The organism is Frankia sp. AgB32 (assembly GCF_023243045.1).
In the GTDB taxonomy this organism is placed as follows: Bacteria; Actinomycetota; Actinomycetes; order Frankiales; family Frankiaceae; genus Frankia.
Genome location: NZ_JALKFX010000093.1, coordinates 4,990 through 24,879, shown reverse-complemented (window position 1 = coordinate 24,879; position 19,890 = coordinate 4,990). Strand labels below are relative to the sequence as shown.

Sequence of the window (19,890 nt, the reverse complement as noted above, 5' to 3'; positions counted from 1 at the left end):
GCGTAGCCGATCACACGATGACGACGACGATGCGCGGTCCGGCCGTGAACAGCGCTCTGCAGCGCGCCCGCGCGGTCGCCCACCAGCTCTTCCCGCCCGCCGGCTCCCCCCACCTATCTGCACTGCGTGTCAACCAGGCGCGCCGCTGCCGCCGTACTCATGCGACACGAACGAGTCGCGCGATGACCGCTGCCGGCTCGCTCCGCCGCTGCTTGGCCAATTCCGGCGCCGGGCATCGCGGTTCAGGAAGGCCCGAAACGGAGAATAAACCAGTCGGCGACCTCGCAGGCCACTCCGTGGAGCTCTAATGCTTTCCTCACTCCGACGCTTTCGTTGAGGCCGTGCGCGATCCTGTTCCGCCGATCGACTAATGTGGCCAACTCGCGACGGAGCCGACCGTCATCCGCATCGAGCAATGCGCTCAGTTCTTGGCGCAGGCCCTGGTCGAAGCGCCCGGCCAGGGTCTCGAGTGCGGCAGGCGTCGGGTTCTGCGTCCGATCCAACCAGCCAAGCGAAAAGTTCCTGACGTGGCCGTATGACAGCCTGCCGGTATACGCCCGGAATGTCCCCGCCACGGTCTGCTCCAGATATCCGCAGCTTCGGATCACCAGCAGTCGCGCAAGCCAGGAGACGACCTCCTGATTATCCGCGACTCTCGCCTGGTCCTGCACAAGCGCAGCCAGCTCGGACAGGCGGTCCAGAATTATCCTGGTCTCAGTCGGCGGCCACACCTCGGCGCGTTCTCGCCTACTCATGTTAGATTCGGGAAAAGGCTCTCGTCGCAAGCGCGAGACGCATCCGCACGCTCTCCTCGTCAGCCGTTGCGCGCGTGGTCACATAATCCAGGTCAGGCTCATTGAGAAGCGCTTCGATGGCGCGGCTGACCTCAGCCGCAGTGGGCTCGCTACCGGCGTCAAGCCTACGGGCCAGTCCCACCAAAAGCGCCTCGGTGAGAGCCGCGTTGAGCTGGCGTCCACGGCCACGAATCGCGCTTCTTCCTGCCTCCTCCAACACAAGCTGCACCGCCCTGCCGAATCGTTCTTCGATCAGCTCGGCGTCCAGTTCGTTCAGTCGACGATGGGCGCCCACAAAATCGTTTAGATATTTCTTGAGTGGGCGTTTGTAGCTACCCGGTGAAACGTAGAGAGCAATGAACCTGAGTACGATTTCCTGGTCACGCAGCCGCGGCGATGGCGGCCCGTAGAGAGCGCGCCACGCCGAATTTTCGTTCAGGGCAGTAAGGAACTTTATGAATTCGCCTGCATAAAGAGCCACACGAATCTCGTGCGGCGTGAGCTGCGTACCACCCGAGTTCAGCCGCTCGAAGATCTGGTAAACGCCGTCAAGAGACTCGCGGGTGCCATCGGTCTTTACTATTGTCGCCTGAATGAAGGTATTGTCGAGCGTGCGACGCTGTTCGGGTGAAAAAGCTTGATAGGTCAGCCCCTGAAATCTGGAGGCCACATTCTGAAGTGCGAACTCGCGCCCGTTTATGCTGCCACTATAGAAAAGACTCAAGGTCTTTATTCGCTGCTGCCCGTCAAGAACGAGATAGCGGCGATCCTGCTGTTGGACGAGGAATATACCCGGAATAGGGTATCCGAGCAGTAGAGACTCGATGAAACGGTCCATCTGCGAACGCTTCCAAACGAACTCGCGCTGGAAGCCGGCCGTCTCTATGCCGGGATCGTCATTGCCAAAGGACGGCACGATGATGTCACCCCGGTCGTGTCGGCGAACCAGACCTTCGACGTCAAAGTCGGTGCCGCTGTAGCTGATCTGCGGAGGGTCGGGGTCCACCTCCTGGAGCTCGGCCCTGTCGTCGTCGCGCAGGTCCTCAGAGTCGCCGTCGTCGCCAGCTTGCTCAACCAGCTCGATCTCCCCCTCGGAAAGCAGTGCGACGTGTTGACAAGTGAGTGAGAACTCCGGCGGCCCGTCAGATGAGACAGTCCAGCTCGGACAACGGGAGCTTTCGCCGAGTCGACCAGCTCAAGAGGCCAAGCTGCCGCGCAGACTACCACTGTCGACACACTGGCCAAGTGGTGGCACCCCAGGGCGATCCGACGGAACCACGTCGGCCGGCTCAGCTCGAACATGCTGGTCAGATCTGCTCAGGGCAGCTTAGCCCAGAGTGGTCATCGGATGCGACCACTCGCGCGATTCATGACGTTCGCCTGAACGTCAGGTAGGCAGATGGCATACTGTGGAGATGGGGGTGGTTTGCCGTTGTGATATCACAAAATCGACAAGGAAGCGACCTGATCCACTTCCTGCCAACTGAGCGTCGACGCGCACTCGATGTCCGCGGGGTCTGATGATGAAGGTCGCTACCGTGGTTAACTCCAAGGGCGGAGTCGGGAAGACGACCCTGACGGCCAACGTCGGTGCGGAGCTCGCGCGTCGAGGACGTCGCGTTCTCCTGCTCGACCTAGACTATCAGGCCAGCCTGACGCACTCGCTCTATCGGCCGGCCGAGATCGAGCGGCAGATTGACCGGCGAACCATCGCAGACTGGTACATGGCAGTCGGTCGTCGAGGGTCTGGGCCAGACCTCATGCGATACGTATCCTGGCCGGAGGAAGTCCGGGCGCATACCAGGAGAAGCGGCGGTGAGCTAGCAATCGTGGCATCCGCCCCGAAGCTTGAGGGCGTTGCTGCCAGGCTAGGTGTCGAACTTGGGAATCCCAGTTCACGCCGCTATCAGGATCGTCACCGCCAAGTAGTGATGCGACTGGCCGAGGGCCTACGATCACTCCGGCGTGAGGGATTCGACTACGTGCTTATCGACTGCCGGCCGGATTTTGAAATACTTACTCGATCTGCAATCGTGGCCAGCGAAGGGGTTGTGGTCCCTGCACAGCCGGAGAGGCTGGCCACCTTCGGTATCCGACATCTCACAGAAAAGCTCGCCGATTTCAAGAAGAAGAACTTCGAGATCCTTGGATGGTCTCCCGCCAGCGAGAACCGACTGGAAGAGCTGGCACCCACATTTCTAGGTGTTGTGTTCACCCGAGTAAGGCACGGGGGCGGGGTACCCGGGCCCATCCCGTCGAGCCAGCAGATTATCGCCGAGGTGCGCCACCTCTTCCCGACATTTAATGCAATGATGCGCGAGAACGTCGATTTCCAGGCGGGCGTCGACAGACTTCTGCCGGCAGCGTTCGGACTGCGCCCCGATATAGCGGCAGAAATTCAGGCTTTGGTTGACGAATTCGAGAGCCGGATTGGATCATGAGCCGATGGCCGAAAGCATGACGACCGTGCTCGCAGTCCTAGAAAGAGTCTCTACGCTCATCCAGAGCCTCGATAATCAGACCGCGATTGATCTAGCTGCTGGTCGACTCGTCCTTACGGTGCAGCGAGCACCCGGCCGGCCGGCCCACGGCACCGACGTCGCCGAAGAGCGGGCAGCCAGTTCGCCGGCGCCCGAAAGCGTGCCGCAGGGAAGTGTCGGCACGACCAAGGACAGATCGACACCTATAGCTGGTCAACCCGACTCCGCGTCCATACGCCAACGCCTCGGTGAGATGGGTAGCCGGGAGGAGGCCCACAAGTTCCTTGAGGGCACCGCGAGAAACAAGCAGATCCTCCAGCGTATCGGCCTAGATCTCGGAGTTCGGATAAGTCTGGGTCGCCGTCGCGACGAGATGATTAATATAATCGTCAGTTCCGCAGTGGGAGTCCGTCTCGACCAGCAAGGTATCGGTAGACGAGTTGCATCCTTGTGATTGGACAATGCGGACTGCACGGGAGCACCGACACGATCGGCGCGGTCCGGGTCGTCGAGATCGTCACCACCGGGCTGAAGTGGAAGCGCCCTCGTGACCCGTCGCCGTCATCGGCGAGGTAGGCGCCGCCACCCCGAGCCTGACGCTAGCTCATTCGCGTCCCGTTCGTCCGCTGACAGCTTTCTCGGCGAGGAGGAGGACGGCGGCGAGCGCGAGCAGGCCCAGAGCGCGCAGGTAGACGGTGCCCTCGCGGTGGACCAGCGGGGTGGCCAGCACCGCGCAGGACAACGCGCCGAGCGCCGGGGCCCAGGTGGGGGCACGGTAGGCGCCCGGCGGGACGGGCTCACGACGCAGCACCAGCGCGCTGACGTTGACGACGAGGAACACCACCAGCAGGAGCAGGACAGTGGTGTCGGCGAGGCCGGCCAGCTGGCCGGTGCAGGCCAGTGCCACCGCCAGCGCCGTCACGAAACCGATCGCTACCAGCGGGGTGCGCCGGCCGGGCAGCACCCACGCGAAGACGGCCGGGATCGTGCCCTGGGCAGCCATGCCGTAGACGAGCCGGGAGGCCATCACCATGTTCATCAGGGCGGTGTTGGCGACCGCGCCCAGCGCGACCGCGGCGAACAGCTTCGACGGCACCGGCACGTCGGAGGCCTTCACCACCTCCAGCAGCGGGGCACCGGAGCCGGTGAGGATGTCCGGATCCACCAGCATCGCGCAGGTGAACGCGACGAACAGGTAGACCGTGCCGGCGATGACCATGCCGCCGAACAGCGCCCGGGGCAGGTCCCGGCGCGGACGGCGGGCCTCCTCGACGAGGTTCACCGAGTTCTCGAAGCCGAGCATCGCGTAGAACGCGAGCGTCGTCCCGGCGAGCAGGGCGAGCGGCGCGGGACCCTCGGCACGCAGCTCGAAGGCCCGTCCCGGTTCGCCTGCTCCGGTGGCAAGCGCGTACACGCCGATCCCGACGATCAGCAACAGCCCGGCCAGCTCGATCACGGTGAGCACCAGGTTCACCCGGGCCGACTCCTCGATGCCCCGGGCGTTGAGGACAGCGGTCAGCAGGATGAACACGACCGCGACGACGACCGTCGGGGCCGTCACGAACTCCGCGAGGTATTTGCCGCCAATGGCCCGCGCGGCCGTGGCGGTGGAGGTGATCCCGGCGGCCAGCACGGTGAAGCCGACCATGAAGGTGAGAAACGGGCGACGGAACGCCTCGTTGGCGTAGAGCGCTGCTCCGGCCGCCCGGGGGTACTTGCCGACCAGCTCGGCGTACGCCGTCCCGGTGAGGAACGCCAGCGCGAAGGCGATCAGGAACGGTGCCCAGATCATCCCGCCGACGTCGGCGGCGATCTGCCCGGTGAGCGCGTAGATCCCCGATCCGAGGACGTCGCCGAGCACGAGGAACAACAGCATCCGCCCGCTCAGCACGGGCGCCAGGGTGGGCTGTGCGGTGTGCGCGGTTGGCCCGGTCACCGCCGTCCCGTCACCGGTTGTCCTGTCCCCGCGGGCTTCGCCGGCCGTCGTCCGGCCGATCGCGGTCGGACGGCCGTTCACGTGTGGCTGCCCCCGATCCGCGGGCTGGTCGCTGCCCGCCGCGCCGCCGGGAAAGCCGGGCCGACGTCCCCTGGCCGCATACTGACACCGTGCCTGCCGGCCCGCCCGTCGGAGCCTGCCCAGCTCGGATGGTTACTGCATTCCTTCGCGGAATATGTCGGGGCCGTTTGCGGGGGCGGGGGCGGTGATCGCGGTCGGTGCGGCGAGTACGTCGTATTCGCGGACGATGACGTCTTTGCGCGCCAGGTCGGTGAACATGCCGCGGAACAGGTCCGTCTCGCGCGAGCGGTCGGCGTCTTCGTGTGAGGCGAGCAGATACACTCCGCCGAAGGTGCCGGAGGCGGTGTCGGCCAGCCACCACGTGCCGAGCAAACCCGGCCAGGAAGTGAACCGGGGGGCGATTTTCGCGGTGTTTATGAGGTAGGCCCCTGACGGATTGTTCAGGCCGAAGGTCACGATGCGGATGCGCATGGTTTTTCCCTGATGGAGCGTTCACCCGATGAGCCCGCGACAGTCCTGGCCCTGGTGTTGCCGCCGTCGTGATCAGCACGCCGAAAGGCGCGCTGACCTGTTCGCCGGCCGTCGGACCGGGCTGACGGAGCTCCAACCACACACGTCAAGGAGCACCCCATGACCAGCACCGTGGAACTCGACGAAGCCAGACTGGGCGACTTCGTCCAGCGCTTCCTCACCGACCTCGGCGCGGCGTATCACGCCGTCACGGTCGTCGTCGGCGACCGGCTCGGGCTCTACCGCGCCCTGGCTGAGGCCGGGCCGGCGACCGCCGTCGGCCTGGCCGCGGCCGCGGGCTGCGACGAGCGCTACACGCAGGAATGGCTCAACGCCCAGGCGGCCTCGGGGTACTGCGAGTACGACCCGGAGACCGGCCACTACCACCTCACTCCGGAGCAGACCGCCTGCCTGGCCGACGAGAACTCACCGGCTTTCCTGGCCGCGGGGATGTTCGTCGCCGCCTCGCTGTTCAAGGACGAGGAACGGCTCGCCGAGGCCATCCGCACCGGCGCTGGCGTCGGGTGGGGCGAGCACCACCACGACCTCTACGTCGGCGTCGAGCGGTTCTTCCGCCCCGGCTATGTCGCGAACCTCGTGTCCAGCTGGATACCGGCGCTGGAGGGGGTCGAGGAGAAGCTGAACGCCGGCGTGACCATCGCCGACATCGGCTGTGGTCACGGCGCCTCGACGATCCTGCTCACCCGGGCGTACCCGAACTCGACGGTCATCGGCTTCGACAACCACGGGCCGTCGATCGACGCGGCTCGCGCGGCCGCCGGAGAGGCGGGGGTGGCTGACCGGGTGCGGTTCGAGGTCGCGTCGGCACAGGACTATCCGGGCGTCGGGTACGACCTGGTGTGTATCTTCGACGCGCTGCACGACATGGGCGATCCGGTGGGGGCGGCGCGCCACATCCGCTCATCCCTGACCGACGACGGAACGTGGCTGCTCGTCGAGCCGATGGCCGGCAGCACGGTGACCGCCAACCTGAATCCGGTCGGCCGGCTCTTCTACTCGGTGTCCACTCTCGTGTGCACGCCCTCGGCCCGGTCGCAGCCCGGTGGATGGGCCCTCGGCGCGCAGGCCACCGAGGATCAACTACGCAGCGTCACGGCGCAGGGTGGCTTCACCCGGTTCCGTCGCGCCGTCGACACCCCGGTGAACCGCATCATCGAGGTCCGCCCCTGATCGAGATCTGGAGTCCCGTTCCTCGGCCTGGCACCGCGAGGTCGGGTGACGCTGCCTTGGCGACCTGGAAACCGGAGGTCGAGTGGCACGACTGACAGCCGGCGTACCAGGGACAGGGTCGGCTGGGCCTCTCCGTGGTCGCGCGAGCCTCTGCGGTACTCCACGGCAGCGCCGCCAGCGTCGAACGTCGGTAAGATCGGTTCGCTGTGAAGTCAGACGTGGAGAGCCTGCACGTGGAGAGCCTGGACGTGGAGAGCCTGCTCGTCGCGATTCCGGCGGGGCAGGTGACGCTGTCGGATCGGCGAACGCGGCGGACCTGGCCGGTCGAGGTCGCGGCGTTTCGCCTGGGCGCGTTTCCGGTGACGCAGGAGGTGTACGCGCGGGTTACCGGCGGCTGGCCGAGCGCGACCCGGGGCGGTCAGCTGCCGGTGGAAAGCGTCTCCTGGCGGGACGCGATCCGGTTCTGCAACGCGCTGACACGCCAGGAGGGGCTGACTCCCGCCTATCGGGCCGGCGTCGGCGAAGGTCGGGTCGAATGGGACGTCGCCGCCGACGGATACCGGCTGCCCACCGAGGCCGAGTGGGAACGGGCCTGCCGCGCCGGGACGGCCGGCCCGAGGTACGGCCCACTCGACGAGATCGCCTGGTACCGCGGCAACTCCGGGGAGCACCTCCACAAGGTGGGTGACAGGGCACCGAACCCCTGGGGCCTGTACGACATGCTGGGTAACGTCTGGGACTGGTGCTGGGACACGTACGACGCCGAGGTCTACGGCGACTACAAGGTGCTGCGAGGCGGCGGCTGGTTCGACGAGCACTGGAGCTGCCGGGCGTCCGTGCGTCGTCGTGGCCATCCGGACTTCCAGGTCGACGACGTGGGCTTCCGCCTCGCGCGATCCGCTCCTCGGTGACTCGGCAGCGCGCGGTGAAGCGCGCTGCGACTGCACAGATGACGCACGTCTCGCCGGTGCCACAGGGGCTCTGTCGTCAGGACGTCGAGGAACCGCCCTGCCACCGCGAGCAGTTCTCGGCGAGGCGGTGCAGGCCCGTTCTGATGCGCGACTCCCCGAGCTCCGGCAGCAGGGCGGCCACATGTTCGGCCGCGAGCGCCGCGAGCAGGGCGTGCGCGGCGTGGTCCGGGTCGGGTACGCCGTCCAGCAGCATGGCGGCGTGCCGGTGCCAGAACCGGTAGGCCCCGATCCGGTAGCGGGCCCCGGGGGTCGCGGTCTCCGACATCCGCACCAGGTCGAGGTGCTCCAGGAGGTAGTCGAGGTATGCGCCGACAAACGAGGTGAGCCGTTTGGCTGGGGGCGCTCCGGGGCCGAGCGGCGGCGGGCCGTGCAGGATCGCCTCCTGCAGCACCTGCTCCCGTTCGTCGAGCAGCGCGACCGCCAGGCCCGCCTTGTCACCGAAACGGCGGAACAGGGTGCCCTTGCCGACCCCGGCGGCCGCCGCGATCTGGTCCATGGAGACCGCCGCCACCCCGTGCTCGGCGAACAACCGGGCGGCCGAGTCCAGGACGGCCGCCCGGTTGCGCGCCGCGTCGGCGCGTTCCCTGGGTGGCCGGGTACGAAGCAGCTCCAGCGGCGTTGCATAACCGGACTGCGGTCCGGTATGGTCGTCGTGCATAAGCGGACTATAGTCCGATCCTCTGGAGGTAGTGGCATGACCGCACTCATCACCCGCGACGAACTGAAGGCAGCGATCGACGCGGGCACCGTGACCGTCGTCGACGCCCTGGGCGGCGGGTACCACGCGCAGCAGCACCTGCCCGGCGCACGCCCCCTGGTCCTGGCCGACGTCGACGCCAGGGCGGCGACCGCGCTGCCGGACCGTGACGCTGCCATCGTCACCTACTGCTCCAACCCGGCCTGCCCGAACAGCGGCCAGGTCGCCGACCGGCTCTCCGCGCTCGGCTACTCCAACGTCCGCAAGTACCGCGAAGGCATCGAGGACTGGGTGGCAGCCGGCCTGCCCACCGAAGCGGTCTAGCCCGCGTCCGGGCGATCTTGCTGGTGGGCGAGTTGTCGCTGTGCGTGCTGTGGCCTGGTTGGCCGGTCGGGTTCCGTGCAGGGGCCGGGCCGGCTGCGCCGGCGACTGGTCGCTTCGCAGGGGCCGGTGTCCGGATTGCCCCTTAGCGGGGTCGGGAGCGTTTCCAGCCGGCTGCTGGGGCTCGGTGTTCGGTGTTCGGTGTTCGGTGTGCCCGGGACCGTAGCGGCCAGCTCTCTGCCGCCCGCGGCCGGCCGGTGGACTCATCCGCTGCCGGCCGGTGGAGTCGAAGGTCACGGTGAGCGACGGCCGTCAGGGTCGCTGCGGTTCAGAGGGACCACGGTGGTCGTTCTGGAGGGTTCGGCGCCTGTTTTGTCCATACCAAGCGACCACAGACCTCCTCAGCCACGCAGCCTCGCCGCGGAGAGTAGCGATCAAGGGTCCGGCTGCCCCTGGCATGATCGGCCGGACACGACCTAGCCCGCCCGCCGCTGGCAACTCCGGTCGGCGTTGACCACAGCCCTACCGGATCGGCCTTGCCTGTCAGGTAGGGCTGTGGTCGGCGAGATCGCCTGCTCTTCGCGGCGGCGCATCAACAGAATCCAGGCCGGAGAAGCCGTATGCCTGCCGTGGAAGCTCTACCTGTACGGGAACTCCGACACGGCCGGCGCACTATCCGCCCAGTGCGGCCAGCGCCTTGTCAGCGTGCGTGTTCATGTTCAGCTCACTGGTGATGGCCTCGATGATGACCTGGTCCGCACCGATCACGAAGGTGGCACGTCGGACCCGCAGCAGGTCGATCGGCCGCTTCACGCCGAACGCCCGCGAGACGGCACCGTCGGCGTCGGACAGCAGCGGATAGTCGAAGGAGTGCTTGTCGGAGAACTCCTTCTGCTTGGCCACCGTGTCAGTACTGATGCCGATCCGCTGCGCGCCGACCTTGGCGAACTCCGCCGCGAGGTCCCGGAAGTGACAGCTCTCCGCCGTGCAGCCCTTGGTCATCGCCGCCGGGTAGAAGAACAGGACGACCGGACCATCCGCCAGCAGAACGGAAAGCCTGCGCGGGGTGTTGGTCTCATCCGGAAGCTCGAAGTCGGGCGCGGTATCGCCAACACGCAGCATCTGAAATGGCCTCATTCTCAAGCTGGGACGATCGGTACCGGATCGAAGTTCGGGGCTGCCGGCGCGGCGGCCAGAAACCGACCATACTCCGCCATGGCAACGGCCGCCCACGGACGGCTGACGGGCGGGGCCGGTCAGCCGGGAGGGCGCAGGCCCAGCCAGGCCAGGACGGCGAGCGCATTCCCGGGGAGCTACCTGCCACCGGCCCGCTGACATCCGTCGACTTCTTCCCCGGCACCGACCCGGGCACGTGGACGGCACACCGGTCCCGGCCGGCGCCCGCGCACTGGAACCTCGACGCCGACCAGGTGCGGATCTGCCGTGCAGAGCTGGCTGCTGCGGTGCCGGCCGGACCTCCCGGCCCGACCTCGGTTTCCCTCACCCCGACACGCTCGTCGAGCAGCCCGAACGTTCCGCCGTCGTGTTCGCCGAGTCGATCGCAGCCGTCCTGCGCGCCGGTCAGGCCGTGATCTGGGACGAAACCCACGCCGTCGACGAGAACCTGCGCGTGGACCTCGCGCCCGGTCACATGCCGGGGCGCGGGGTCGTCACCGTGGACTCGGCCGGCGAACGGGCGATGCTTGTCGGTGATCTCCTACACGGCCCCGCCCAGTTCTGGGAGCCGCACGTGTCCCAGTTGCTTCTGCCACGGCCCGCGGCAGGCGGCAAAGACACGCCAGCGGATCCTCGGCCACGCCGCCGACGTGAATGCCCTGGTCATCCCCGCCCACTTCGGCGGGGAGCGAGCCATGCGCATCCGCCGCGACGGCAACAGGTTCACGCCACGCTAGTGCCGGCCACTGGACGGGGACCTGCGACAGGCTCCGAAAAGCGACGGTTCCCTGCCCAGGGTTAGGCACTTTTCTGCGACGGTGTCTGCTATCCGTGTATCGACCAGGTTTCCGAGCACCAGGGCGACGGGCTTGACCTGAAGTGGCATCGAGGTTGGAGACTGGGGTTCTCGGCGCGGTCCCTGTGAGCCTGGCGCCGACTGATCCCTCATCGGAGAGGAATTCGCCCGACATGCAGTTCACCCAGCTCGGTCGTTCCGGTCTGTCCGTCTCGCGGCTGTGCCTCGGCACGATGAACTTCGGCCCGCTGACCAGCGAGGACGACGCCCATAAGATCATGGATTCGGCGCACGGGCACGGCATCAACTTCTTCGACACAGCCAACGTCTACGGCCTGCGTTCGGCCGGTGTGTCGGGCCAGGGCGAGGGCATGGGCTCCACCGAGTCGATCATCGGTCGCTGGTTCGCGCAGGGCGGCGGGCGCCGGGAGCGCACCGTGCTGGCGACCAAGGTCTACGGCGCCATGGGGGAATGGCCCAACGAGGGCAGGCTGTCGGCGCTCAACATCCGCCGCGCCCTGGACGCGAGCCTGACCCGCCTGCAGACCGACCACATCGATCTCTACCAGTTCCACCACGTCGACCGCACCACCCCGTGGGAGGAGATCTGGCAGGCCATCGACGTCGCCGTCACCGCCGGCAAGATCCTCTACGTCGGCAGCAGCAACTTCGCGGGCTGGCACATCGCCCAGGCGCAGGCCGCCGCGGCCCAGCGCGGCACGTTCGGTCTGGTCAGCGAGCAGCCGATCTACAACCTCCTCACCCGCGAGGTCGAGCTGGAGGTGCTGCCCGCCGCGCAGCACCACGGCGTGGGCCTGCTCCCGTGGTCGCCGCTGCACAGCGGGCTGCTCGGCGGCGTGCTGCGCAAGGAGCGCGAGGGCAGGCGGCGGGTCGAAGGGCGGGCCGCGCAGGCCCTGGAGGCCAACCGTTCCCAGATCGAGGCCTACGAGGACCTCGCCACCGAGCTCGGCCACGAGCCCGGCGACGTCGCCCTTGCCTGGCTGCTGCACCAGCCGGCCGTCACCGCGCCGATCGTCGGCCCGCGGATCCAGCAGCAGCTTGACGACGCCGTCCGGGCCCTCGACGTACACCTGGACGAGAAGTCGCTCGCCCGCCTCGACGAGATCTTCCCGGGCTATCGCCCGGCTCCCGAGCACTTCGCCTGGTAGCGAGGACAGCTCTCGGGCCCTCACCCCTGTCCTGATCGACATCGCAGGTGGGCGGGTGTCGGTGTGGCCGGCGACGTCGCTGGCCACACGGGGTGCCGGTAAGAAACCTGTCACCAGGTGCAAACGCGGGTGATCTTGAGTCGTGTCTCTGTGTGGGCCCGGGCTGTTGGTGCCGGGCGCGCGTGGCCATGATGTTCGTCCGTGGCCCGGTCGCTGGATCTCGATGAGCTCGTCGAGCACTGGACGTTGCTGGATGACGAGCGGGAGCTGATCGCTGGCAAGCGCGGGCCGACGCGGCTCGGGTTCGCGGTGATGTTGAAGTTCTTCACGCAGCTGGGCCGGTTCCCCCGAGGCCGCGGCGAGGTGCCGGACGAGGCTGTGGAGTACGTGGCCCGCCAGGTGGGGGTGGAGCCGGGTGACCTGGGCTTCTACGAGTGGACCGGCCGGACGATCAAGTACCACCGGGTGCAGATCCGTGAGCATCTGGGTTTCCGGGAGTGCTCGGTCGCCGACGCGGACACGCTGGCCGAGTGGCTGGCCGGCACCGTGTGTGAGGCGGAGCGGCGTTCGGAGCTGGTCCGCGGCGAGCTGCTGGCGCGGTGTCGCGCGGAGCGGATCGAACCGCCGGCCGCTGGCCGGATCGATCGGATCGTGCGCTCGGCGCTGCATCAGGCCGAGCAGGCGCTGACCGCCCGGATCGCCGGGCGTCTGTCCGTCGATGTCGCCGGCCGGCTTCGTGCCCTGGTCGCGGTCGATGTCCCGGACGACGACTCCGGCGGGGACTCGGTGCTGGCGCTGGTCAAGTCGGTGCCGGGCAACGTGAGCCTGGACTCGATGCTCACCGAGATCCGCAAGCTGCGCGCGGTCCGCGCCCTCGACCTGCCCGACGGTCTGTTCGCCGACATTGCCCCGCGGGTGGTCGCGGCCTGGCGGGCCCGGGCCGCGGTGGAGTCCCCGTCGCACCTGCGTGACCATCCCGAGCCGCTGATGCTGGCGCTGCTCGCGGCGTTTCTGCATCACCGGCTCCAGGAGATCACCGACACGCTGGTGGAGCTGCTGATCTCGACGGTGCACCGGATCGGTGCGCGGGCGGACCGGAAGGTCACCGAGGAGCTCGTCAACGCGTTCAAGCGGGTGACCGGCAAGGAGAACATCCTGTTCGCGATTGCCGAGGCGTCGCTCGGCAGCCCCGACGGGCAGGTCCGGGAGGTGGTGTTCCCGGCGGTCGCCGGCGGAGAGCAGACGCTGCGGGAGCTGGTGCATGAGTTCAAGACCAAGGGTCCGGTGTACCGGCGCACCGTGCAGACCACGTTGAAGGCCTCGTACTCCCGCCACTACCGGCGCGGGCTGATCGCGCTACTCGACGTGCTGGAGTTCCGGTCGAACAACGACACCCACCGGCCAGTCCTCGACGCCCTCGACCTGATCCGCCGGTACGCCGACACCCGGCTGACCTACTTCCCGACGGGCGAGACGGTGCCGACGCACAAGGGGCTGCTGGGCGACTGGATGGAGCTGGTGTTCACCGACCCGGCCAGGGCCCGAAGCGGGTTGTGCGCGGCGTGTATGAGATCTGCACGTTCCAGGCGCTGCGCGACAGCCTGCGGTGCAAGGAGATCTGGGTCGTCGGCGCGGAGAAGTGGCGCAACCCCGATGAGGACCTGCCGGCTGACTTCGAGGCCGACCGTGCCACGTACTACGCCGCGCTGCGCAAGCCGCTGGACCCGACCGTGTTCATCGACCAGCTGCGCGAGGAGATGCGCGCCGAGCTGGCGGCGCTGGACCTCGCGCTGCCGAAGCTGTCCTGGCTGGAGATCGCCGAGCGGGGCAGGAACGGGCCGATCAAGCTGAGCGACCTGGACGCCGCGCCCGAGCCACGGAACCTGCGCCGGTTGAAGGCCGAGGTGCGGTCCCGGTGGGGCACGGTGCCGCTGATCGACATGCTCAAGGAGGCGGTGCTGCGCACCGGTTGCCTCGCGGCCGCGACCTCGGCGGCCGGCCGCGGCGACCTGGCCCCCGAGGTGCTCGCCGAGCGGCTGATGCTGGCGATCTACGCCTACGGCACGAACACGGGCATTCGCGCGATCGCCGGGTCCGCGCAGAACGATCACAGCGAGGACGACATCCGCTACGTGCGCCGCCGCTACCTGACCACCGAGCTCGCCCGCACGATCGCCGTCGAGATCGCGAACGCCACCTTCGCCGCCCGCGAGCGGCAGGTCTGGGGTGCTGGGTCGACCGCGGTGGCCAGCGACTCGACGCACTTCGGCGCGTTCGACCAGAACATCTTCACCGAGTGGCACTCCCGCTATGGCGGGCGCGGTGTGCTGATCTACTGGCACGTCGAGCGCAAGAGCATGGCCATCCACTCCCAGCTGCTCACCTGCTCGGCGTCCGAGGTCGCCGCCATGGTCGAAGGCGCGATGCGCCACGACACGGCGATGAAGGTCGAGGGCAACTACGTCGACTCCCACGGCCAGTCCGAGATCGGCTTCGGCATCACCCGGCTGCTCGGCTTCGACCTGCTACCTCGCATCAAACGGATCAACAAGGTCCGCCTCTACCGGCCCGCCGCGGGCGAACCCGACGCCTATCCCCAGCTCATGGCGGCGCTGACCCGGCCGATCCGCTGGGACATCGTCGCCGAACAGTACGACCAGATGATCAAATATGCGACCGCGATCCGTACCCGCACCGCCTCCGCCGAGGCGATCCTGCGCCGCTTCACCCGGACGAACGCGATCCACCCCACCTACCAGGCGATGATCGAAGTCGGCCGGGCGCAGCGGACCTTGTTCGTGGCCCGCTACCTGCGCGACCGGGACCTGCAACGCGAGATCAACGAGGGCCTGAACGTCGTCGAGTCCTGGAACCGCGCCAACAGCGTCATCTTCTTCGGCAAGGGCGGCGACATCGCGACCAACCGCCGCGACGAGCAGGAGCTCTCCGTGCTCTGCCTGCGGGTGCTGCAGGCCGCCCTGGTCTACGTCAACGCCCTCATGGTCCAGGACGTTCTCGCCGACGACGACTGGGCGCAGCAGTTGACCGACGCCGACCGGCGCGGCCTCACGCCCTTGTTCTGGACGCACGTCGCCCCCTACGGCGAAGTCAAGCTCGATATGACCAGCCGGTTGACGCTCTCCGGGTAGCAGCAGGCGTATCTCGGGCATGGAAGCCGACACCGGCGGGTGCAACCGCTTTCCTGAGCCCCTCCGTGTCTTCTACGCTTCGTAGAAGACACGGAGGGAGCTGCGATGACGGTGGACGTGCTGGTGGCCGGACTCGGTCCGGTGGGCGCTGTGCTCACCGCGATGCTCGGCGAGCGGGGGGTGTCGGTGCTGGCCGTCGACCGGGCCACTTCCCCTTATCCCCGTCCACGCGCCGCGGGCCTGGACGAGGAGGTGCTGCGACTGCTTGTTCGCCTTCCTGGGATGGCAGGGCTACTCGACGAGGTGCAACCGTCGAACCGGGCGACCTTCGTGGGACCCGACAGGCGCCTGCTGCTCGCCGCCGGTCAGGGCCCGGCGGAGCTCGGTGTGCCCGTCGGGGCGTTCCTCCATCAGCCATCGCTGGAACGTGCCCTACGTGCGGGCATCGCCGACCTGCCGTCGGTGGACGTCCGCCTCGGGACCGGGGTGAGCGGGCTGCGTGAAGGCGCCGAGGCGGTGGAGGTCGATCTGGACGACGGCAGCGTGGCCGAGGCCCGTTTCGTGGTCGGCTGCGACGGTGCGGCCAGCACGGTGCGCTCGCTGATCGGCGCCGGCTACGAGGGCACGACCTTCGCGCAGCCCTGGCTCGTCATCGACGTGCGCTCGGCCGAGCCCCTGCCCGTGCCGCCGGACATCGCCTTCGTTCTCGACCCGCGCCGGCCGGGGGTGACCATGCCGATGCCCGGTGGGCACCGCTGGGAGTGGATGCTGCTGCCCGGCGAGGACCCTGACCAGATGACCCGGCCGGAGACCGTCACGCGACTGCTCTCTGCCTGGATCGACCCCGACACGGTCACAATCGAACGGGCAACGGTCTACACGTTCCACGCCCGGATGGCGAGCCGGTGGCGAGTCGGCCGCGTGCTGCTCGCCGGCGACGCGGCGCACGCCATGCCACCCTTCGCCGGACAGGGGCTCGCCTCCGGCATCCGAGACGTCGCGGCGCTGGCCTGGCGACTGACCGAGGTCCTCACCGGGCAGTGTGGTCAAGAGGTGCTCGACGACTACGAGCAAGAGCGCCGACCCCAGGTTGCCGCGATCACCACGCGCGCTATCCGCGCCGGCCGGGTCGTGCAGACCACCAGCCCGACCCGGGCAGCGCTGCTACGGACGACCCTGCGCAGCGTCGCGCACACGCCCGGGCTGAGCCACGCGCTCCGCTCCGGCGCCGCACGGCCCCGGACCCGTCTACCCCAGGCCAGCCAGCCGTCACGGGGTGGCGGCCGTTGGGCTGGCCGGATCCTGCCGAACCCGCGGGTGCGCACCCTGGACGGTAGGACCGGCCGTCTCGACGACCTGCTTGGCCTGTCCTGGGCACTGCTCGGACTCGGCGTCGATCCCTCCGGCGGCGTCCCCTCGCCTGCCCAAGCATGGGTCGAAAACCGGGGTGCCATGCTTCTGACGATCAGCCGTCCTGGCCAGGAAGCACACCCCTCGTCCTCCTGCCCCATCGTGGAGGACCTGGACGGCACGGTGCTGCGCATGATGAGCAGACGCGGTCGCCCGCTTGTCGCTGTCGTTCGACCAGACCGCTACCTGCTCGGGGTCTTCCCGCCGGCACGTCTGCCGGGGGTGCTCACCAGCCCCGGCAGCCCCTGACCACCCCTTAGGCCGCAGATCATCTTCAAGAAACCTTCGTTTCCTGAAGATCACTCCCGGAGTGTCGCAGACGGCCTCGGGGTCGTCAAAAACTCCTTCAACAACCAGGAGATTCAGGAACCCTGACTGAACCGTTTGTTGAGATGATCGCGACGTGACTTCGGACCTGGAGCTCGCCGAACTGCTCGTCGCCGATCCGGCGGTGCTAACCAACATCAGGATTGGCTACGCCCGGGTGTCGACCGGCGGGCAGAAGCTCGAGCGCCAGCTCGACGCGCTGACCGCCGCCGGGTGCCGGCGGATCTTCGCCGAGAAGCAGTCCGGCCGCGACGCCGACCGCCCAAAACTCGTCGCGTGCCTGGAGTTCATGCACGCCGGCGACACCCTCGTGGTGCCCTCGCTCGACCGGCTCTCCCGCTCCCTACAGGACCTGATCACCACCGTGGGCGACCTGCGCCGCCGCGGCGTCGGGTTCACCTCACTGCACGAGAACCTCGACACCACCACCCCCGGCGGCCGGCTCGTCTTCCACGTCTTCGCCGCCCTCGCCGAGTTCATCCGCGAGCTCATCGTCGCCGGCACCCGCGAGGGCCTGGCCGCCGCACGCGCCCGCGGCCGCGTCGGCGGCCGCCCCACCGTCGCCACGCAGGAGATCATCCGCGCCGCCCGCGACATGCTCCCCAACCCCGACGCCAGCGTCACCTCGATCGCGAAGCTACTCGGCGTCAGCCCCGGCACCCTCTACAACCACATCCCCGACCTACGCGAGCTCCGCGCCGCCGGCCGGGCCCGTCACGAGCTCGCTGCCGCCCAGCCATAGGCCCGCTAGATCATCGCCGTTTGCGGCTGGTGACACGTTTCTTACCGGCACCCGCACACCGGCGAGTTCCTGCCGCCCTCGGCCTTTGTGCCATCCTCCCAGCACCCCAGGCCCAGACCGTGCCGTCACTGCCCAGCGCCTCTCCGTTGTCGGCGCTGGCTGCGATGGCGGTGAGTGGACTTTCCCCATGCGCTGCGCGAACGCCGCACCCGTCGTCAGCTCAGCCAGCTCGACCTGGCGCTGCGGGCGGGCACCACCCAGCGACATCTCAGCTTCATCGAGTCCGGCCGCTCCCCCGCGCCCGCGTCCGCGTCCGCGTCCGATCCGTACACCGCCGTCGGACAGTTGTTCGGCGACTACCGCCCCGACCTGCTGCGCATCGCGGTCGTGCTGCTCGGCGATCAGCGCACGGCCGAGGACGTCGTCCAGGAGGCGTTCATCGGGCTGATGCGACACTGGTCGCGGCTGCGGGACCCGGACAGTGCGGTGGCCTACGTGCGGTCCGCCGTCCTCAACGGTGCACGGGGCGTGCTGCGCCGGCGGGCCGTGCTCGCCCGGCTCGGCGTCCGCCACGAGCCGCCGATCTGGTCGGCCGGGTCCGCCGCGATGTTCCGGGAGGACCGGCGTGAGGTGATGGCCGCGCTGCGCCGCCTCCCGCCTCGCCGCCAGCAGGTACTCGTCCTGCGCTACTACCTGGATCTTTCGGGCAACGAGATCGCGGAGATGCTCGGCATCACCTCCGCGACGGTCCGCTCCACCGCGGCCCGTGCGCTGCGCACGCTGGCCCGTCAGCTCGGGGAGGAGGCGCGATGACAGGCATGGAGGACCGGCTGCGCGACGCGACCGCCGCGACCGCCGCGCTGGTGAACACCGAAACCGTGGCTGCGATGCGGCACGGGGACACCCCCGGCGCGGTGTCACCCACAGGACGCGCCTCGCGATCCCGGCACCAGCGCGACGTGCGCCGCGGCGGCGCCGCGAGTGGGCCGGCCGGCTGGCTGGTGCCGGCACTGGTCGCCGTTGTGGTCCTGCTCGTCGTCGGCGGGGTGGTCCTCCTGCCCCGCGTCGTCCGCCCACCTGCCGCGTCGACGGCCCCGGCCGTCTCCCCGGCCCGCTTCTTCGTCACGAACATGACCGGGGGTGGCTACCTGGAGATCGCTGTACGCGACGCACTGACCGGGACGGTCACCGCCACGGTGTCGCCACCCGCCGGGACCCAGTCGACGCCGTCACCGCGACGGCCGACCCGCGGGTCTTCTACGTCCTGGCCAACGGTAGCGGCGACGGGGTCAGGATCGAACGACTCACGATCAGCACCGCCGGAAAGGTCGACTCGCTGAGCGAGGTGAGCACCATCTCGCAGCCGTGGGGCGGCGGCTGGTTCGCCGCGTCGCCGGACGGAAGCCGACTCGCGTTCCCGACCCCGTTCATCGCCGCGAACGGCACGATGCCGCCGGCGGGCATCAGCGTGGTGGACGTCCGGACCGGACATGCCACATCCTTCGTGGCGGACCGGCCCGGCAGCGCGAGAGACTTCAGCTGGTCGGCGGACGGACACCACCTCGCCTTCCAGTTCAACGACCAGGGATCCGGGAAACCTGCCGACACCAGCGGGCTATGGCTCCTGGACATCACCGGCCCCGGCGGTGACCTGCTTGCGCACGCGCGTCGGTTCACCGCGTGGAAGGTCGGCGGCAACGGCTACGCGTCGCCGGTCCTCAGCGCCGAGGGCCAGAGGATCTACGCCATCGACGCCCAGCAGCGCGACGACGGCACGCCTGTCACCAGGGTCGTCGAACTGGACGCGGCCACCGGAAAGCAGCAGCGGATCCTGTTCGAGCAGCCCTACGTCAACCGCGGCAACACCATCTGGGCCTTCGTCGAGATGGCTCTCGACCCGAGCAGCCGGCTGCTGATGGTCGTCGACGGGGCCGGCGGCGCCTACCGCATCGACATCGCCACCGCCCACGCCACCCGCATTCCCTTCCCGCGGGGAGCGGCGCCGAACTCCATCGCCTGGTAGCCGGATCGGGAGCCGACGGTTCCGCGGGACACCAAGATCCGACGGTTCCGCGGGACACCAAGATCCGACGGTTCCGCGGGACACCAAGATCCGACGGTTCCGCGGGACACCAAGATC

At 68.6% G+C, this 19,890-nt stretch carries 18 protein-coding genes; 12 read left to right on the top strand and 6 right to left on the bottom strand.

From position 1 onward, the window contains the following. Window positions 1–242: 242 nt before the first annotated feature. Both MXD60_RS21850 and MXD60_RS21845 read right to left on the bottom strand, forming a co-directional pair. Entirely contained in the window at window positions 243–755 is a 513-nt protein-coding gene (locus tag MXD60_RS21850) for a HEPN domain-containing protein (RefSeq protein WP_248821205.1), read from the bottom strand. 1 nt (window position 756) lies between these two features. After that, complete coding sequence (locus MXD60_RS21845; RefSeq protein ID WP_248821204.1) at window positions 757–1,800, bottom strand: DUF262 domain-containing protein; 1,044 nt, start codon at window positions 1,798–1,800, stop codon at window positions 757–759. A 517-nt stretch (window positions 1,801–2,317) separates the two neighbouring features. Here MXD60_RS21845 and MXD60_RS21840 point away from each other — a divergent pair. Further along, window positions 2,318–3,235, top strand: coding sequence for a ParA family protein (locus MXD60_RS21840; RefSeq protein WP_248821203.1), 918 nt, complete (start codon window positions 2,318–2,320; stop codon window positions 3,233–3,235). Window positions 3,236–3,878: 643 nt separating this feature from the next. Here MXD60_RS21840 and MXD60_RS21835 read toward each other — a convergent pair. Both MXD60_RS21835 and MXD60_RS21830 read right to left on the bottom strand, forming a co-directional pair. Next, window positions 3,879–5,210, bottom strand: coding sequence for an APC family permease (locus tag MXD60_RS21835; RefSeq protein WP_248821202.1), 1,332 nt, complete (start codon window positions 5,208–5,210; stop codon window positions 3,879–3,881). A 213-nt stretch (window positions 5,211–5,423) separates the two neighbouring features. After that, window positions 5,424–5,762 carry a YdhR family protein gene (locus tag MXD60_RS21830; RefSeq protein ID WP_248821201.1) on the bottom strand — a complete coding sequence of 113 codons (339 nt, stop codon included), beginning with the start codon at window positions 5,760–5,762 and terminating at the stop codon, window positions 5,424–5,426. A 159-nt stretch (window positions 5,763–5,921) separates the two neighbouring features. Between MXD60_RS21830 and MXD60_RS21825 the strand changes: the two genes are divergently transcribed. Both MXD60_RS21825 and MXD60_RS21820 read left to right on the top strand, forming a co-directional pair. After that, window positions 5,922–6,992 (top strand): class I SAM-dependent methyltransferase, encoded by a 1,071-nt coding sequence (locus MXD60_RS21825; RefSeq protein WP_248821200.1) that lies wholly within the window; start codon window positions 5,922–5,924, stop codon window positions 6,990–6,992. A 206-nt stretch (window positions 6,993–7,198) separates the two neighbouring features. Continuing rightward, entirely contained in the window at window positions 7,199–7,903 is a 705-nt protein-coding gene (locus MXD60_RS21820) for a formylglycine-generating enzyme family protein (protein WP_248821199.1), read from the top strand. A gap of 76 nt (window positions 7,904–7,979) precedes the next feature. Here MXD60_RS21820 and MXD60_RS21815 read toward each other — a convergent pair whose 3' ends face one another. Continuing rightward, complete coding sequence (locus tag MXD60_RS21815) at window positions 7,980–8,621, bottom strand: TetR/AcrR family transcriptional regulator (protein WP_248821198.1); 642 nt, start codon at window positions 8,619–8,621, stop codon at window positions 7,980–7,982. Window positions 8,622–8,657: 36 nt separating this feature from the next. Here MXD60_RS21815 and MXD60_RS21810 point away from each other — a divergent pair, with 36 nt between their 5' ends. Beyond that, window positions 8,658–8,984 (top strand): rhodanese-like domain-containing protein, encoded by a 327-nt coding sequence (locus tag MXD60_RS21810; protein ID WP_248821197.1) that lies wholly within the window; start codon window positions 8,658–8,660, stop codon window positions 8,982–8,984. 669 nt (window positions 8,985–9,653) lie between these two features. On the opposite strand, the gene MXD60_RS21805 is transcribed toward MXD60_RS21810, so the two are convergent. Next, window positions 9,654–10,103 carry a peroxiredoxin gene (locus tag MXD60_RS21805; protein ID WP_283098763.1) on the bottom strand — a complete coding sequence of 150 codons (450 nt, stop codon included), beginning with the start codon at window positions 10,101–10,103 and terminating at the stop codon, window positions 9,654–9,656. Window positions 10,104–11,126: 1,023 nt separating this feature from the next. On the opposite strand from MXD60_RS21805, the gene MXD60_RS21800 reads away from it, so the two are divergent. The 8 genes from MXD60_RS21800 (at window position 11,127) to MXD60_RS21765 (ending at window position 19,773) form a co-directional block, all read left to right on the top strand. After that, the gene (locus MXD60_RS21800) at window positions 11,127–12,122 is read left to right on the top strand and encodes an aldo/keto reductase (protein ID WP_248821196.1); all 996 of its coding nucleotides are present in this window, start codon (window positions 11,127–11,129) and stop codon (window positions 12,120–12,122) included. 201 nt (window positions 12,123–12,323) lie between these two features. Beyond that, window positions 12,324–13,973, top strand: a complete 1,650-nt coding sequence (locus MXD60_RS21795) for a DUF4158 domain-containing protein (RefSeq protein WP_248821195.1) — start codon at window positions 12,324–12,326, stop codon at window positions 13,971–13,973. Continuing rightward, a complete protein-coding gene (locus tag MXD60_RS21790; protein ID WP_248821224.1) occupies window positions 13,859–15,271 on the top strand; it encodes a Tn3 family transposase in 1,413 nt (470 codons plus the stop codon). The genes MXD60_RS21795 and MXD60_RS21790 overlap by 115 nt, the downstream gene beginning before the upstream one ends. 105 nt (window positions 15,272–15,376) lie before the next feature. After that, window positions 15,377–16,930 carry a bifunctional 3-(3-hydroxy-phenyl)propionate/3-hydroxycinnamic acid hydroxylase gene (locus tag MXD60_RS21785; protein ID WP_248821194.1) on the top strand — a complete coding sequence of 518 codons (1,554 nt, stop codon included), beginning with the start codon at window positions 15,377–15,379 and terminating at the stop codon, window positions 16,928–16,930. Window positions 16,931–17,084: 154 nt separating this feature from the next. Then, complete coding sequence (locus MXD60_RS21780) at window positions 17,085–17,750, top strand: recombinase family protein (RefSeq protein ID WP_248821193.1); 666 nt, start codon at window positions 17,085–17,087, stop codon at window positions 17,748–17,750. A 174-nt stretch (window positions 17,751–17,924) separates the two neighbouring features. Beyond that, the gene (locus tag MXD60_RS21775) at window positions 17,925–18,563 is read left to right on the top strand and encodes a SigE family RNA polymerase sigma factor (protein ID WP_248821192.1); all 639 of its coding nucleotides are present in this window, start codon (window positions 17,925–17,927) and stop codon (window positions 18,561–18,563) included. Continuing rightward, window positions 18,560–19,090, top strand: a complete 531-nt coding sequence (locus MXD60_RS21770; protein ID WP_248821191.1) for a hypothetical protein — start codon at window positions 18,560–18,562, stop codon at window positions 19,088–19,090. The genes MXD60_RS21775 and MXD60_RS21770 overlap by 4 nt, the downstream gene beginning before the upstream one ends. Window positions 19,091–19,095: 5 nt before the next feature. Next, a complete protein-coding gene (locus tag MXD60_RS21765; RefSeq protein WP_248821190.1) occupies window positions 19,096–19,773 on the top strand; it encodes a TolB family protein in 678 nt (225 codons plus the stop codon). Window positions 19,774–19,890: the final 117 nt, after the last annotated feature.